The organism is Enterovirga sp. (genome assembly GCF_035325185.1).
Taxonomy (GTDB): Bacteria; Pseudomonadota; Alphaproteobacteria; order Rhizobiales; family Beijerinckiaceae; genus Enterovirga.
This window is the reverse complement of sequence record NZ_DAOLAJ010000018.1, coordinates 1-15,104: the sequence shown is the minus strand read 5'-3', so window position 1 is coordinate 15,104 and position 15,104 is coordinate 1. Positions and strand designations below refer to the sequence as shown.

Below are 15,104 nucleotides of genomic sequence, written 5' to 3'. Positions count from 1 at the left end.
ATGGGGCGACTGGTGCTGTCGAGCGAGTCGACGCTGCCGAAAGATGCGGGCGAGGCGAGCCTTGTCGGGCGCGCCTGGCGGCCGGGCCTCGGGCCTTCGGTCGTGCGGCTGCGCGAGGGGCGGCTCGAGGACGTGACCGCCGCCTTCCCGACAATCCGCGACCTCTGCGAGGAGGCGGACCCCGCCGCGGCCCTCGCGGCGGCGAAGGGAGAAGCTTTCGCCGACCTCGCCGCGGTCCTCGCCAACACGCCCGAGGAGGGGCGCGACGCGGCGAAGCCCTGGCTCCTCGCCCCGATCGACCTCCAGGCGGTGAAAGCGGCCGGGGTCACCTTCGCCGTCTCGATGCTGGAGCGGGTGATCGAGGAGCGGGCGCGCGGCAATGCCGATGCCGCCGCCGCCATCCGCGCCGAGATTGTCGCCATGGTGGGGGACGATTTCGCCAAGCTGAAGCCCGGCTCGCCCCAGGCGATGAAGCTCAAGGAGACGCTGATCGCGCAGGGCGCCTGGAGCCAGTATCTCGAAGTCGGCATCGGGCCCGACGCGGAGATCTTCTCCAAATGCCAGTGCATGGCGGCGGTCGGCACCGGCGCCGATGCGGGCCTGCATCCCGGCTCGAGCTGGAACAATCCCGAGCCCGAGGTCGTGCTCGCGGTCTCGTCGGCGGGGAAGATCGTCGGCGCGACGCTCGGCAACGACGTGAACCTGCGCGATTTCGAGGGCCGCTCGGCGCTGCTCCTCTCGAAGGCGAAGGACAACAACGCCTCCTGCGCCATCGGGCCTTTCCTGCGCCTCTTCGATTCGCGCTTCACCCTCGACGACGTGCGGAAGATGCGTGTCGACCTCGTGGTGGAAGGCGAGGACGGGTTCCGCCTGGAGGGCTTCTCGACCCTCTCCCGGATCAGCCGCGACCCGGCCGACCTCGTCGGGCAGATGATCGGCCCGAACCATCAATACCCGGACGGCGCGGTGCTCTTCCTCGGGACCCTGTTCGCGCCGACCGAGGACCGCGACACGCCCGGCGGCGGCTTCACCCACAAGACGGACGACATCGTCACCATCAGCGCACCGCAGCTCGGCGCGCTCGTCAACCGCATGCGCTCCTCCGACCAGTGCGCCCCCTGGACCTTCGGCGTCTCCCATCTCCTGCGCAACCTCGCGGGACGGGGATTGCTGCGGGCCTGAGGGGGAGCCGGGCCCGCGAAAGTCCGGCATAATGGGGCCGGACAGCGGAGCGGGGGCGAATGCAGGCTCTCTTCATCGGCCAGACCTATATCGACGTCACCTTCCTGACCGGCGACGAGCCGCTGCCGGTCGGGGACGAGAAGGTGGTGGCCCATGACTACGCCATCTCCTTCGGCGGCAATGCGGTCACGGCCGCCTTCTGCTGCGCCAAGCTCGGCATCGCGCCCGACCTCCTGACCTCCGTCGCCGACGACTGGCTCGGGCGCATGTTCGTGGACATGGCGGCGAAATACGCGATCCCGGTGCATCACCGGAAGGTGAGGGAATCGTCGCTCTCCTTCATCATGCCGCGCGGAGGACGGCGCGCCATCGTGCGCTGCCGCGACGACGACTATCTCCATCCCCTGCCGCCGCTGCGGCTCGACGGCTGCCGCGGGCTCCATCTCGACGGCCACCAGCCGGACGCGGCCATGCATTATGCCCGGACCTGCCGGGAGGCCGCCATCCTCACCTCGCTGGACGGCGGCAGCCTGCGCTCCAACACGCACGACCTCCTGGCCTTCATCGACGTCGCCGTCGTCGCCGAGCGGCTCTGCGAGCAGATGGAGCTGACCCCCAACGAGATGCTCGACTACCTGGATTCCCGCGGCTGCCGCATCGGCGCCGTGACGCTCGGCGCCGAGGGCATGCTCTGGTACGACGAGACGGGATCGCGCCATCGCCTGCCCGCCCTCGACGTGCCGCCCGAGCGCGTCATCGACACCAACGGCGCGGGCGACATCTTCCACGGCGCCTACATGTATTCGGCGATGGCCCGGCCGGAACTGCCCTGGTCGCGGCATTTCACCTTCGCGCGCGCCGCCTCCACCCACGCCATCCAGCATCTCGGCAACGAGGCGAGCCTGCCGAGCCTCGCCGAGATCGAGGAAACCGGCCGCCTCTTCTCCGAAAGGGGCTGAGCGAGATCTCGCGCAAGGGCGGTGGCGGCAGGCCGATCGGGACAGGGAACCGCAGCGGGCCGTCGGCGACGAGCGTCGAGGCTTGTCTGGGCCCCGAGATGTCGGCTCTCGCGCGCGGCCTGTGATATCCTCCCTTCCTTTCCCTTCCAGCACCACGAGACAGAAATGGCGAATTCCCACCCCAGGAAAGTGACCGTCGTCGGGGCCGGCCTCATGGGCCACGCCCTGGCGCTGGTCTTCGCCCTCGGCGGCCACCGGGTCAGGCTGACGGACCGGAGCGGGGCGATCCTCGCCGAGGCCACGTCCCTGATCGAGGCCGCCGCGGCGACCCTGGCCGAGGCCGGCGAGATCGACAGCTCGTGGTCGCCCTCCCGGCTCGCCGAGGCGGTCACGCTCCACGAGGACCTGGGCGATGCCCTCCTGGAGGCCGATCTCGTCATCGAGGCGATCACCGAGCGGGTGGACGCCAAGACCGCTCTCTTCGAGCAGCTCGACCGCCTCGCGCCGCCGGCCGCGATCATCGCCAGCAACACCAGCAACCTGGACGTCTTCCCGCTCATTCCGCGGCGGCGCTGGAAGCGGGCCCTCATCACGCATTGGTACACGCCTCCCTATCTGGTCGACCTCGTCGACGTGGTCCCGACCGAGGAGACCGATCCCGCGGTGACGGAGGAGGTCACGGGGATGCTGGAGGCGATGGGCAAGGTGCCGGTCGTCTTCCCGCGCTTCGTGACCGGCTATGTCGCCAACCGGCTCCAGGAAGCGATCGCCCTCGAAGTGTTCCGCCTTCTCGACGAGGGCATCGTCACGGCCCGCGAGATCGACCTTTCGGTGATCCACGGCCTCGCCTTGCGGATGCCGATCGTCGGGGTCATGGGCAAGGCGGATTTCACCGGGCTCGGCCTGATCCGCCAGAACATGGCCAACGCCACCTACCAGCCTCCGAAGGTCACGGGCCGCTCCCGCACCCTCGACGCGATCGTGGAGCAGGGCGCCGACGGCGTGAGAACGGGCGGCGGCTTCTACGATTGGAGCGAAAGCACCCCCGCCGACCTCTTCCGCGAGCGCGACAGCCGTCTCCTGTCGCTCAAAAGGGCTCTCCGCCAGATCCGCCCCATGGTGCCGCGGTAGGCGGCAATCCACCCGTGGAGAGACGGGCCGGCGTCATCGCGGCGAACAGCGCCCCGCCCGTTCCGTGCTATGGGCTTCCCGATGACCGCGCTCATTCACCCGCTTCTTCTGTCCGGCGGCTCCGGCACCCGGCTCTGGCCGCTGTCGCGCAAGAGCTTTCCCAAGCAGTTCGCACTGGTCACCGGGACGGAAAGCCTGTTCCAGGCCGCGGCTCGGCGGCTCTCGGGGCCGGGCTTCGCGGCGCCGCTGGTCGTCACCGGCAACGATTTCCGCTTCATCGTGGCCGAGCAGCTCGCGACGCTCGGGATCGCGCCGCAGGCGGTTCTGATCGAGCCCGAGGGCCGCAACACCGCGCCTGCCGTTCTGGCCGCCGCGCTGACGCTTGCCAAGGACGATCCCGACGCGTTGCTGCTGGTTGCGCCTTCGGACCACGTGATTTCCGGAGCCGCAGCGTTCCGGGAGGCGGCGCAGGCGGCGGCGGCGCGGGCGCAGGCAGGAGACCTGGTGACCTTCGGCATCCCCCCGACCCGGCCGGAAACCGGCTACGGCTATCTGGAGCTGGCCCCGGATGCGGATGCGGGAGCCGGCGTGCCCCAGCCCCTGGCGCGGTTCGTCGAGAAGCCCGACGCCGCCCGCGCGGCCGAGATGCTCGCCTCGGGACAATATCTGTGGAATGCCGGGATCTTCCTGTTCACCGCCGCCGGGCTGATCCGCGCCTTCGAGACGCACGCCCCCGAGGTTCTGGAGCCGGTCCGCCGGGCGGTCGAGGGGGCGGCGGCGGATCTCGGCTTCATGCGGCTGGCCGCCGGGCCCTGGGATGCGGTGCCCAACATTTCCATCGACTACGCGATCATGGAGAAGGCGCCGAACCTCGCGGTCATGGTCTATGCGGACGGCTGGTCGGATCTGGGCGGCTGGGACGCGGTGTGGCAGGAAAGCGGCCCCGACGCGCAGGGCAACGTCACCTCGGAACATGCCACGGCCATCGGCTGCGAGAGGTCGCTGCTGCGCTCGGAATCAGGGCGGGTGGAGCTGGTGGGCATCGGCCTGAAGGACCTGATCGCGGTGGCGACCTGCGACGCGGTGCTGGTGGCGCACCGCTCCGAAGCACAGAAGGTCAAGGAGGCGGTGGAGGCGCTGAAGGCCAAGGGAGCCAGCCAGGCCACGCAGTTTCCGCATGCCCATCGCCCCTGGGGCATGTTCGAGAGCCTGGTCACCGGGCCGCGGTTCCAGGTGAAACGGATCGTGGTCAAGCCCGGCGCGGTGCTGTCGCTGCAAAGCCATCACCACCGTTCGGAGCATTGGATCGTGGTGGAGGGGACGGCAAAGGTCACGATCGACGGAGAGGTGCGGCTGGTGACCGAGAACCAGTCGGTCTATATCCCGCTGGGCGCGGTCCACAGGATGGAAAATCCCGGCAAGGTGCCGATGGTGCTGATCGAGGTCCAGACCGGCTCGTATCTGGGCGAGGACGACATCATTCGCTACGAGGACGTCTATGCCCGCGGCCAGGGCGCGAAGGGCTGATCCGAGGCGCTGGAAAAGGCGGGGGTTGTCCTGACCCCCGCCGGGGGCTTTAGCCTGGGCGCCCGACCCAGAGTCCACGCGTATCGACGAGTTGTATCGATCGATTTGCCGGCAACGGATTGACCTTGAAGGCGTCGTGGTCGACCAGCAGGACCGCGACATCGGCCTCGGCCAACGCCGCCGTGGAGGATATCAAGCAAGCCTTGCCTTTCAGGCTCGCGGGGAGAGTGTCGATATGAGGCTCCACCACGTCCACCAGCCCGGGATAGGCGCCGGCCAATCGTGTGACGATCGTCAGCGCGGGGCTTTCACGTAGATCGTCAATATTCGGCTTGAAGGCCAAGCCGAAACAGGCAATGCGCGGAGACTTGCCTGTTTTGGCGGTGTGTTCGGCGACGGCCTGATGCACCTTCGCCAGCACCCATTCCGGCTTGCCGTCATTCACCTCCCGAGCGGTACGGATCAGGCGCGCCTCTTCCGGGGCCTGGCTGACGATGAACCAGGGGTCCACAGCGATGCAGTGACCGCCGACGCCCGGGCCCGGTTGAAGGATGTTGACCCTTGGATGACGGTTGGCAAGCCGGATCAGCTCCCAGACGTTGATTCTCAGCCGCTCGCAGATCAACGACAACTCGTTGGCAAAGGCGATGTTGACGTCCCGGAAGCTGTTCTCGGTCAGCTTGGCCATTTCCGCCGTGCGGCAGTCGGTCTCGATGCAATCGCCCTCCACCACGAGCTTGTACAGCTTGCGCGCCTTGGTGGCACATGCATCGGTCATGCCCCCGATGATGCGGTCGTTCGACACCAGCTCGGCCAGCGCATGACCGGGAAGGATGCGCTCGGGGCAGTGGGCGATGCGGATATCGGCTTCCTCGCCGTGGGTTTGCGGGAAGGTCAGATCCGGACGCTCTTGCGCCAGCCAGGCCGCCATCTGCTCGGTGGCGCCAACCGGGCTGGTGGATTCCAGCACCACCAGATCCCCCTTCTTCAACACTCCCGCGATCGAGCGGGTTGCCGCTTCGACATAGGACAAGTCTGGATCATGCCCTTCACTATTCGAAAGAAACGGCGTCGGCACGGCGATGAGAAAAGCATCGGCTTGTTCGGGGACGGCCGTGGCGCGCAGATGGCCAGCCGCCACGGTACGCCGCACCGCGTCCTCCAGCCCGGGCTCGACGATATGAGTCTCGCCGCGATTGACCGTCTCGACAATGGCACGATCCACGTCCAGGCCGACGACATGAATGCCGCGCAGCGCGAAGACTACCGCAGTTGGAAGACCGATATAACCAAGTCCAACAAGACAAACGGTACCGAAAGGGCTGTTCATTAAATCGTTCCAAATTTCACCAATGCGTCCAGGATCTTCTGGACCGCCTGGCCGTCACCGTAGGGGTTATGGGCGCGGCTCATTTCGTTATAGGCCGCCTGATCCGTCAACAATCTCGCGGTCCAGTCGAAAATGGCGTCGGCGTCGGTACCGACCAGACGTACGGTCCCGGCTTCGACTGCTTCGGGGCGCTCGGTATTGTCCCGCATGACGAGAACGGGCTTGCCTAGCGACGGAGCCTCCTCCTGCACTCCCCCGGAATCCGTCACGATGACATGCGATCGATTCATAAGCCAAACAAATGGCAGGTAATCTTGAGGCTCGATCAAATGGATATTCGACACGCCCTGCAACAGACGACCGACAGGCTCGCGCACGTTCGGATTCAGATGCACGGGATAGACCACGTCCACATCCGGGAACTGTTCGGAAATACGTCGAATCGCCACACAGATACGCTCGAATCCGCCGCCAAAATTCTCGCGTCGATGCCCCGTCACCAAGACCATGCGCCGGCCGGAAGCCAGGAAATCAAATCGCTGCGCCATTGCAGCGTCGAGCGCCGTGTCACGGCGAATACGGTCCACGACCTGCAGGAGGGCGTCAATCACCGTATTGCCGGTCACTACGATACGCTCGTCCGGGACGTTTTCACGGCGGAGACTTTGGCGCGACGCTTCGGTCGGGGCGAAATGCAGGTGCGCGAGCGCCCCGGTCACCCGCCGGTTCCCTTCCTCGGGCCACGGTGAATATAAGTTGCCGGTTCGCAGGCCGGCTTCAATGTGGCCCACCGGAATGCGAGCGTAGTACGATGCCAGAGTAGCGGCCAACGTCGTTGCGGTGTCTCCGTGGACCAAGACCATATCCGGCCGCACGGTTTCGAGAACCGGCTTTACACCAGTCAGAATGGCGGAAGTGACCCCGTAGAGATCCTGTCGAGCCGTCATCACGTCAAGATCGAAATCGGGGACGATTCCGAATAGCTCGATAACCTGATCGAGCATTTCCCGGTGCTGGGCCGTAATGCAGACTTGGCTTTCGAACCTGGAATCACCAGACAAACCCAGAACGAGCGGCGCCATCTTTATGGCCTCCGGCCTCGTTCCGAAAATTGTTAGCACCTTCATGATAGACTTCTTCATATATTCTACGTAAATTTCATAGCTATTTTTATTCCAGCATAAGGCTTAGAGTGACGTTGAGCTTTGGCCGCACCAATAACGGTTGCGGCCATCGAGCGCAAGTCCGTACTCTTGTCAGATAGTGCCATCGCCATGCGCCGCCACTTGAGTCCCTGAGCGGGTACTGAGCTTACGCTACCGCGCGCCATCGGCGTTTGAGGAGCCGGGGCGCCGATTCCATGATGCGGATCTCGCCCTCCGCAACCTCGATACGGCGGGCCGGCCCGCGCGCGGGTGCGACGCCAACGCACGACGCCGTGGATGGCATGGCCGGGACGCCGGGGCATGCAGGGCGCCGTCATGTGGGCCGCCATTCTTATGCTCGGTGCGCATGTGATCGCGCATGGACCAGCCGACGATCCTGCACGCTGCCGAATCGAGGCCGGCAGCCGGGCCGAGCCGCCCTCGGCGGTCGGCAGATCCACGGTGCCTGCCGGCCGGATGCGATGAAGCGCCGAGGCCGTGGATCCCCGCTCGAGGAAGTTCGGTGCAATCGGCAGATCGCGACGGCTTTCGATCGTGCATGGACGGAGCCGCCGGCCGGCCCGGGCCCGGATGACGTGAAGGCGCATGAGCCGCCCGACGCGCCTGCGGCCGGTCGAGCGGCCGTCAGTTGCTCCTTGAAAGGCGCCCCTATCGTCGAAGCTGACCCGGTCCCTTTCCCGTCCAGCGCTTCAACGCTCTTCGGAAGCTGGCGGCGTCGCTGAAGCCCAGAAGCATTGCGATGTCGAGCGTGCTCAATTTCGTGGTTTTCAAATACTCGATCGCCAACGAGGATCGAACGTCGTCGAGGATGGTGTGAAACGACGTTCCCTCCGCCTCGAGCTGGCGCCGCAGCGTTCGGCTGGTCATGTGCAGGATGACCGCGACCGCCTCCATTGTGGGAAAGTGGCCCGGGCGTTCCATCAATATCCGATAGACATGCCCGGAGACCCCGGCAGACGTCTTGGTCTGTCCGATCAGCCGGTCGCAGGTTTCCTGCAGCAGCGCGGCGGTCAGCCGGTGCGCCATCTGAGGCTTCTGGTCGAGCATCGCGGCATCGTAGGCGAGTTCAAATCGCGGCTGGTCGAAGAAGCAGGGACAGCCGAGATACTTGCCGTAAAGATCGGCATGCGGCGGCGCCGCATAGGAAAAGCAGGCTCTCAAGGGCGGGCAGCTTCTGCCGGCGACATCCTGAAGATGGGTGACGTGCAAGCTGAATTGCTGCTCGATCAGGAACTGCCTCAGCTCCCGGGACGGCGGAGAGACAAAAATTTCTGGAAACGTCCACACGACGCAATCGGAATATTCCGCCCATTCGATCAGGATCGGAGGGGTCGCCAGCCGTCGATACTTCACGGCCAGCTTGAAGTAATCGCGCAGAGACAGGCACGACAGCAGCGCATAGCCATACATTCCATACGCCGACACGTGCAGACGGGCGCCGACCTCGAAAGGCGTGGCCGGGTCGCGGGACAGCGAAACGGCATTCATGCAGACCATCATGTACTGTCGCACCGACGTCAAAGCGAACGGATCGTCGAGCTTGTCGACGTCGATACCGGTGCCGCGCAAGCTGTCCGCCGCCGGAATACCCTGCTCCGCGAGAACCTCGACCAGAGCCCCGATCTTGTACGGCGCATAAATCCGCTCATCCGGCAACGGCAGCATCGAGCGCATGGCGGCTCCCACAATGTCCTCCCGAGACGTCCTCGTGTCCGAAAATGCCCTTACGGGTGGGAACGTACCCCGCTAACGTCGGAATCACAACAATTGCGGCCACGTAATTATCGGCCTGCATCCATGTCGTCCAGGGGAGGTCAATGTGGTCGCCACCGTTTAACCTTCCAAATCCGCTTACAGATTCGTGCCTGCGAAAAAAATATCGAGGCAGTTGTATCTTAACTACAGTCGCGAGCTCCTCACAATCTGAGAGAGACGCGGGATGCGTCGTTATTATTTTAAACCGCCGCCGGGGAATACATAAAAACGATCCAATCCTGAGAGGGAAGGAAAATGGTCCAAATAGCGCAAGGTGAAGGCGACAATACGGGGCGCGGGCCGGCGTCGGCGAGTGACCCCTCGGCCCGCCGCAGCATCGCCGACAAGTTCACCGAGTGGAGTCTCAACTGGATCCCGGAGCCGATGGTCTTCGTCGTCTCGCTGACGATGATCGTCTACCTGGCGGCGCTGCTCCTGACCGACCATGGCCCCCTCCAGCTCATCGACGACTACGCCAAAGGCTTCTGGGTTCTCCTGACCTTCGCGATGCAGCTGACGGTGATGATGATCACCGGCTTCGTCGTGGCCGATTCGAAATCGGTCAGGAAGATCATCGACAAGGTCGTCGGCCTCACCTCGGGGCCGAAGGCGACGCTCATGGTCTTCTGCCTGATCGTCGGGATCGCGAGCTGGCTGCATTGGGCCGCCGGCATGATGATCGCCATCGTCATGGGCAAGGAAGTCGCGGTGCGCAAGCGCGGGATCGGGCTGCATTATCCGATCCTGGTAGCGGCGTCCTATTCGATGATGCTCATCATGGCCAACGGGCCGTCGCAGTCGGCGCCGCTGCTCTCGGCGACCCCGGGCAACTTCCTCGAGAAGACTCTCGGCGGGCTCATTCCGCTGACGCAGACGGCTTTGTCGCCCTTCCTCCTCATTCTGGTGTTGTTCGAGCTCGTCACGATTCCCCTCATCCTGATCTACATGATGCCGGGCAAGGAGAACGCGGTCGAGATCAGCGAAGAGCACTATCGGGAGTTCAGCCACGTCACGGTGGACGAGCGCGCGGAGAACCTGAGGCCCGCCGAACGGTGGGAGCGCTCGCGGGTCCTGCTGACGCTTCTGGGCGCCGGAATGCTGATCTGGGTCCTCCGGTTCCTCGTCACCCAAGGTCCCTCCAAGCTCGATCTCAACGTCATCAACTTCATCCTGTTCGGTCTCGGGATGGTGCTGCACGGCTCGCCCTACAGCTTCATCCGTGCCGTCAGGAGCGGGATCGGCACGACCTACGGCGTCATCATCCAGTTTCCGTTGTATGCTGGCATCTTCGGAATCATCGTCCATTCCGGTCTGTCGGAAGTCATCACCCACTGGTTCCTGTCGATTTCGACGCCGCGGACCTATTCGTGGATCGTGATGGTCTACACGGCGATCATGGACTTCTTCGTTCCGTCGGGCGGATCCAAATTCGCGATCGAAGCTCCCTTCATCATTCCGGCCGGCCAGCAACTGGGAATTCCCACGGCGCATCTCATCAATGCCTACAGCACCGGCGGCCAGCTGGCGAACCTGATCCAGCCGTTCTGGGCGCTGCCCTTCATCGCGGCCTATAAGATCCGCTTCCAGGCCATCCTGCCCTATACCTTCGTCATCTTCATCTATACCTTCGTCATGGGAAGCATCGCTTTCCTCCTGCTCCCGCAGGGTCTGTGACCAGGGCAACCTGGATCAGCGGGACTGGATTTTCATCTCACGCAAGGAGCGGAGCATGCGAGCAGCTATCGTCGGCGTCGGATCTCTCGGCACCATCATCGGCGCCCTCATCAATCAGGCTGGAAAACCGATCGATCTGGTGGACGCCTACAAGGATCATGTCGATGCGCTGAACAAGTTCGGCGCGACGGTCACCGGCACCCTCGACATCAATGTTCCCGTGAAAGCCTATACGCCGGACCAGCTGACCGGCATCTACGACCTCGTGTTCCTGCTGACGAAGCAGACGACCAACCGCGAGACCCTGTCGAACCTTCTGCCGCATCTCGGGCCGGACAGCTCGGTCTGCACGCTCCAGAACGGCATTCCCGAGCATTCGGTCGCGGCCATCATCGGCCGCGACCGGACCCTGGGCGGCGCGGTCGGATTCGGCGCGACCTGGCTTCGGCCAGGCGTGTCGTCCCTGACATCCAGCTATGAGACGCTGAAGAACTTCGCCTTCGAGATCGGCGAGATCGACGGCGCGATCCGTCCCCGGCTGAAGGTGGCACAAGACTACCTGGAATGCGTCGGAACGACCGAGATCCGCACCAACCTGATGGGCATCCGGTTCACGAAAGTCCTCATGAACGCGACGTTCAGCGGCATGTCGGCCGCGTTGAACTGCACGTTCGGCGACGTGCTGAAAGACCCGAAGGCCATGACCTGCCTGGCTTTCATCGCCGACGAATGCATCAAGGTGGCTCATGCGCACGGGGTCGACCTCGTCATCATGCAGGGCGAAAATCTGGAAGCCTTCGAATTGAAGAGCGCCGCCGATATTCCGTCGAAAATGCCGCTCTATCGCAAAATCTGGGGCGGTCATGTCGGTCTGAAGGCCAGCATGCTCCAGGATCTGGAAAAGGGGCGCGACACGGAAATCAACTATATCAACGGCCTCATCTGCGAGCAGGGGCGGGAGCGCGGCGTGCCGACGCCGTTCAACGACAAGGTCGTCGAGCTTGTGACGGAAGCACAGGGCAGGCGCGGCGTGAACGATTTCAGCTATCTGAGCCGGTTCGATCCTCTCCTGGCGACTTACGCGAAGGATCTTCCAGGCTGGGCGGCGTGGTAGGCCCCGCCCCGGCGCGACCTCCAGAACTCTGAATACTCACTGTCGCAACGCGCGAAATCGTTCTGCAAGGAGAGGAAAATGGCTCGCAAGAAGCAACGCACCGTCATCACCTGCGCGATCACCGGGGCGATCCACACGCCGACGATGTCGGATGCCTTGCCCTACACGCCCGACGACATCTCAGGCCAAGCGATCGCCGCGGCCGAGGCCGGGGCTTCGATCCTCCACCTGCATGCACGGCGCCCGCAGGACGGCGGCGTCACCATCGATCCCGAGGCTTTCGCCGCCTTCCTGCCCCGGATCAAGCAGTCGACCGAGGCGGTGATCAATATTTCGACCGGCGGCAGCCTGAAGAACACCATCGAGGAGCGCATCGCGCCCGCCCTGCGCTTCTCGCCCGAGATGTGCTCGATGAACATGGGCAGCATGAACTTCTCGTTCCATCCGCTGGCCAAGCGCTACGACACCTGGAAATTCGACTGGGAGCGCGATTACGTCGCCAAATCGGACGGCTATATCTTCCGCAACACTTTCGCGGATATCGAAAGCGCCGCGAAGCAGCTCGCCCCGCACGAGATCAAGTTCGAGCACGAATGCTACGACGTGGGCCATCTCTACAATCTGCGCTTCTGCATGGATATCGGCCTGTTCAAGGCGCCGGTCTTCATCCAGTTCATCTTCGGCATTCTGGGCGGAATCGGCCCGGAGGTCGACAACCTGATCTTCATGAAGAGGACCGCGGATCGTCTTTTCGGCGACGACTATCGCTGGTCGGTCCTGGGAGCGGGCGGCGCGCAGATGAGCCTCGCGACGACCGCCAGCCAGATGGGCGGCAATGTGCGGGTCGGGCTCGAGGATTCGCTGTTCATCAGCCGCGGCAAGCTGGCGGACAGCAACGCCCAGCAGGTCGGCAAGATCCGGCGCATCATCGAGGATCTCGGCTGCGAGGTCGCCTCGCCGGACGAGGCACGCGAGATTCTCGGCCTGAAAGGCGGAGACCGCGTCAGCTTCTGAAGCGAGGCACCGGGACGGGAAACCAGGGCACGACCTGTAGCCTCGGCGCTCGAGGCCACCGGGGCGGCGCCCTGCCCTTCGTCGGGTTCCGTCACCGCCGGGCGGCGCGTGACGAAGCTCCCGGCAACCGCATGATGACGAGGACGGGACGATGACGGCTTTCTCTCCGGCTGCGGCTGCGGCGCTGGTTCCGGACGGCGCCGTCGTGATGATCGGCGGCTTCATGGGCGTCGGCTCGCCGCACAGGATCATCGCCGCGCTGGTCGCGCGCAAGGCGCGGGGCCTGACCGTCATCGCAAACGATACGGCGCGGCCCGGCATCGGCATCGGGCAACTGATCGGCGCCGGCTGCGTGGCCAAGGCGATCACCTCGCATATCGGCACGAACCCCGAAACCCAGCGCCTGATGCTCGCGGGACAACTCGCCGTCGAACTGGTTCCGCAAGGGACCCTGGCGGAGCGCATCCGGGCCGGCGGGGCGGGGCTGGGCGGCGTGCTGACGGCCACCGGGATCGGCACGCTCGCCGCCGAAGGGCGGCAAGTCGTGACGGTCGACGGACGGGATTTTCTCGTCGAGCCGGCGCTGAAGGCGGATGTCGCGCTGGTTGCGGCGCGCAGCGCCGACTATGCGGGAAACCTCGTCTATTCGCTGACCGCGCGCAATTTCAACCCGCTGATGGCGATGGCGGCGACCATGGTCGTCGCCGAGCCGAACGAGATCGTGCCGCTCGGCGTGCTCCCTCCGGATGCCGTGCATACGCCGGGCATCCTGATCGATCATCTGGTGGAGCGGCCGCAGGTCGCGTGACATGCCGCAGGGGGGACATCATGGATGCGAGAGAGCTGATCGCCCGCCGCGTCGCGCGCGAGCTGCATGACAACACGCTGGTCAATCTCGGCATCGGCCTGCCGACGACCGTCGCGCAGTTCGTGCCGCCCGGAATGCACGTCTATTTCCAATCCGAGAACGGGATCATCGGCTTCGGCGCCCGGCCGCCGGAGGGCATGGAGGACGTGCACCTGACCGATGCGGGAGGGGCTTTCGTCTCGGCCCTGCCGGGAGCCGTCGCCTTCGATTCCGCGATGTCGTTCGCGCTGATCCGCGGCGGCCATCTCGACATGACGGTGCTCGGCGGGCTGCAGGTGGACCGGCACGGCCACCTCGCCAACTGGTTCATTCCGGGAGTGCTCGTTCCCGGCATGGGCGGCGCGATGGACCTCGTCAGCGGCGCGCGCCGCGTGATCGTCGCGATGAACCACACGCAAAAGGGCGTGCCGAAGATCGTCGACGAACTGAGTCTTCCAGCGACATCGCTGCGCCCCGTCACCCTGATCGTGACGGAACTCGCCGTGATCGAGCCGACGCCGGAGGGCCTTGTGCTCCGCGAGCGGGCGCCCGGTGTGTCGCAGGAGACGATCCAAGCCGCGACAGGCACGAAGCTCCTGGTTCCTGCGGCGCCCCCCGAGATGGATTTGTAGAAGACGGCTCTCCTGAACTCGACTTGAGCTTGAGCCGGGTCGTGACAGGTGCCGTAGGGGATCGCCATGACGATGCTGCGCGAAACCTGATCGGCCGACGAGGAGAACCTGCAGCATTCCGGGCGGCGCGCCCTCTTCGCGGGCTCGCCGCGGCCGCTCCCGCTGTCCTGACCTCCGATCAAGCTCCTCTTTGACGCCCTGTTTGCGGCTGAAGTATTCACCTCGCTCGAGACGGCGGCGCGGAATGAGGGAGCGTTGGTGCGAACCAAGCTGGCGGACGTGGCGCGGCTGGCGGGGGTCGACGTCTCGACGGCGTCGCGCGTGCTGCGCGGCGAGGCGACCCAGCGCATCCGCGAGGAAACGCGCGAGCGCGTGCTGCAAAGCGCCCGCACGCTCAACTACGCGCCGAACCAGCTTGCACGCGGCCTGCGCATGGCGCGCTCGGCGACCTTCGGCATCGTCGTGCCGCAACTCGACAACCCGGTTTTCGCCTCGGCCATCTTCGGCGCGGAGAAAGCCACCCTGCGCCATGGCTATTCGCTGCTGATCGCTCATCGCGGCTCGGAGGCGACCGACTCGGTCTATCAGCGGATGTCGCACGGCAACCGGGTCGACGGCCTGCTGGTCGCGAGTCTCGACGACGACAAGCTGCTGCGCGACGAACTGGAAGCGGCGCGGGTGCCGTTCGTGCTGCTCAATCGCCAGCTCGCCGGCGCGCCGCACGCGGTGGTGCTGGACAGCCGCGCCGCCGCCGAAATCGCCGTCGATCACCT

At 65.1% G+C, this 15,104-nt stretch carries 13 protein-coding genes; 10 read left to right on the top strand and 3 right to left on the bottom strand.

Going from position 1 to position 15,104, the window contains the following annotated elements; translation table 11 throughout:
• From PKD06_RS05680 to PKD06_RS05665, 4 genes are all read left to right on the top strand, one after another.
• A complete protein-coding gene (locus tag PKD06_RS05680; RefSeq protein WP_324378465.1) occupies positions 1-1,182 on the top strand; it encodes a fumarylacetoacetate hydrolase family protein in 1,182 nt (393 codons plus the stop codon).
• 59 nt (positions 1,183-1,241) lie between these two features.
• Complete coding sequence (locus PKD06_RS05675) at positions 1,242-2,141, top strand: sugar kinase (protein WP_324378463.1); 900 nt, start codon at positions 1,242-1,244, stop codon at positions 2,139-2,141.
• Positions 2,142-2,306: 165 nt separating this feature from the next.
• On the top strand, positions 2,307-3,272 hold the full coding sequence (locus tag PKD06_RS05670; protein WP_324378460.1) for a 3-hydroxyacyl-CoA dehydrogenase family protein: 966 nt from the start codon (positions 2,307-2,309) through the stop codon (positions 3,270-3,272).
• Positions 3,273-3,353: 81 nt separating this feature from the next.
• A complete protein-coding gene (locus PKD06_RS05665; RefSeq protein WP_324378458.1) occupies positions 3,354-4,799 on the top strand; it encodes a mannose-1-phosphate guanylyltransferase/mannose-6-phosphate isomerase in 1,446 nt (481 codons plus the stop codon).
• 49 nt (positions 4,800-4,848) lie between these two features.
• On the opposite strand, the gene wecC is transcribed toward PKD06_RS05665, so the two are convergent.
• The 3 genes from wecC to PKD06_RS05650 form a co-directional block, all read right to left on the bottom strand.
• Complete coding sequence (gene wecC / locus PKD06_RS05660; protein ID WP_324378456.1) at positions 4,849-6,129, bottom strand: UDP-N-acetyl-D-mannosamine dehydrogenase; 1,281 nt, start codon at positions 6,127-6,129, stop codon at positions 4,849-4,851.
• Positions 6,129-7,271: a UDP-N-acetylglucosamine 2-epimerase (non-hydrolyzing) gene (gene wecB / locus PKD06_RS05655; protein WP_324378454.1), complete on the bottom strand. Its 1,143-nt coding sequence runs from the start codon at positions 7,269-7,271 to the stop codon at positions 6,129-6,131. The genes wecC and wecB overlap by 1 nt, the downstream gene beginning before the upstream one ends.
• A 672-nt stretch (positions 7,272-7,943) precedes the next feature.
• Complete coding sequence (locus PKD06_RS05650) at positions 7,944-8,969, bottom strand: AraC family transcriptional regulator (RefSeq protein ID WP_324378452.1); 1,026 nt, start codon at positions 8,967-8,969, stop codon at positions 7,944-7,946.
• A gap of 336 nt (positions 8,970-9,305) precedes the next feature.
• Between PKD06_RS05650 and PKD06_RS05645 the strand changes: the two genes are divergently transcribed.
• From PKD06_RS05645 to PKD06_RS05620, 6 genes are all read left to right on the top strand, one after another.
• Positions 9,306-10,724 carry a TIGR00366 family protein gene (locus PKD06_RS05645; RefSeq protein ID WP_324378451.1) on the top strand — a complete coding sequence of 473 codons (1,419 nt, stop codon included), beginning with the start codon at positions 9,306-9,308 and terminating at the stop codon, positions 10,722-10,724.
• A gap of 55 nt (positions 10,725-10,779) precedes the next feature.
• The gene (locus PKD06_RS05640; RefSeq protein ID WP_324378449.1) at positions 10,780-11,838 is read left to right on the top strand and encodes a ketopantoate reductase family protein; all 1,059 of its coding nucleotides are present in this window, start codon (positions 10,780-10,782) and stop codon (positions 11,836-11,838) included.
• A gap of 78 nt (positions 11,839-11,916) precedes the next feature.
• The gene (locus PKD06_RS05635) at positions 11,917-12,852 is read left to right on the top strand and encodes a 3-keto-5-aminohexanoate cleavage protein (protein WP_324378447.1); all 936 of its coding nucleotides are present in this window, start codon (positions 11,917-11,919) and stop codon (positions 12,850-12,852) included.
• Positions 12,853-13,003: 151 nt separating this feature from the next.
• The gene (locus tag PKD06_RS05630; RefSeq protein WP_324378445.1) at positions 13,004-13,660 is read left to right on the top strand and encodes a 3-oxoacid CoA-transferase subunit A; all 657 of its coding nucleotides are present in this window, start codon (positions 13,004-13,006) and stop codon (positions 13,658-13,660) included.
• Positions 13,661-13,680: 20 nt separating this feature from the next.
• The gene (locus PKD06_RS05625) at positions 13,681-14,331 is read left to right on the top strand and encodes a 3-oxoacid CoA-transferase subunit B (protein WP_324378443.1); all 651 of its coding nucleotides are present in this window, start codon (positions 13,681-13,683) and stop codon (positions 14,329-14,331) included.
• A gap of 258 nt (positions 14,332-14,589) precedes the next feature.
• Positions 14,590-15,104, top strand: a 515-nt coding sequence (locus PKD06_RS05620; protein ID WP_324378441.1) for a LacI family DNA-binding transcriptional regulator, incomplete at its 3' end; no start/stop codon positions are given.

Excerpts from the sequence above, each read along its gene's own strand:
- PKD06_RS05680 (WP_324378465.1), top strand. The coding sequence starts at position 1 with ATGGGGCGACTGGTGCTGTCGAGCGAGTCGACGCTGCCGAAAGATGCG.
- PKD06_RS05625 (WP_324378443.1), top strand. The coding sequence starts at position 13,681 with ATGGATGCGAGAGAGCTGATCGCCCGCCGCGTCGCGCGCGAGCTGCAT.
- PKD06_RS05650 (WP_324378452.1), bottom strand. The coding sequence starts at position 8,969 with ATGCGCTCGATGCTGCCGTTGCCGGATGAGCGGATTTATGCGCCGTAC.
- PKD06_RS05670 (WP_324378460.1), top strand. The coding sequence starts at position 2,307 with ATGGCGAATTCCCACCCCAGGAAAGTGACCGTCGTCGGGGCCGGCCTC.
- PKD06_RS05675 (WP_324378463.1), top strand. The coding sequence starts at position 1,242 with ATGCAGGCTCTCTTCATCGGCCAGACCTATATCGACGTCACCTTCCTG.
- PKD06_RS05640 (WP_324378449.1), top strand. The coding sequence starts at position 10,780 with ATGCGAGCAGCTATCGTCGGCGTCGGATCTCTCGGCACCATCATCGGC.
- wecC (WP_324378456.1), bottom strand. The coding sequence starts at position 6,129 with ATGAACAGCCCTTTCGGTACCGTTTGTCTTGTTGGACTTGGTTATATC.
- PKD06_RS05630 (WP_324378445.1), top strand. The coding sequence starts at position 13,004 with ATGACGGCTTTCTCTCCGGCTGCGGCTGCGGCGCTGGTTCCGGACGGC.
- PKD06_RS05645 (WP_324378451.1), top strand. The coding sequence starts at position 9,306 with ATGGTCCAAATAGCGCAAGGTGAAGGCGACAATACGGGGCGCGGGCCG.
- PKD06_RS05635 (WP_324378447.1), top strand. The coding sequence starts at position 11,917 with ATGGCTCGCAAGAAGCAACGCACCGTCATCACCTGCGCGATCACCGGG.
- PKD06_RS05665 (WP_324378458.1), top strand. The coding sequence starts at position 3,354 with ATGACCGCGCTCATTCACCCGCTTCTTCTGTCCGGCGGCTCCGGCACC.
- wecB (WP_324378454.1), bottom strand. The coding sequence starts at position 7,271 with ATGAAGAAGTCTATCATGAAGGTGCTAACAATTTTCGGAACGAGGCCG.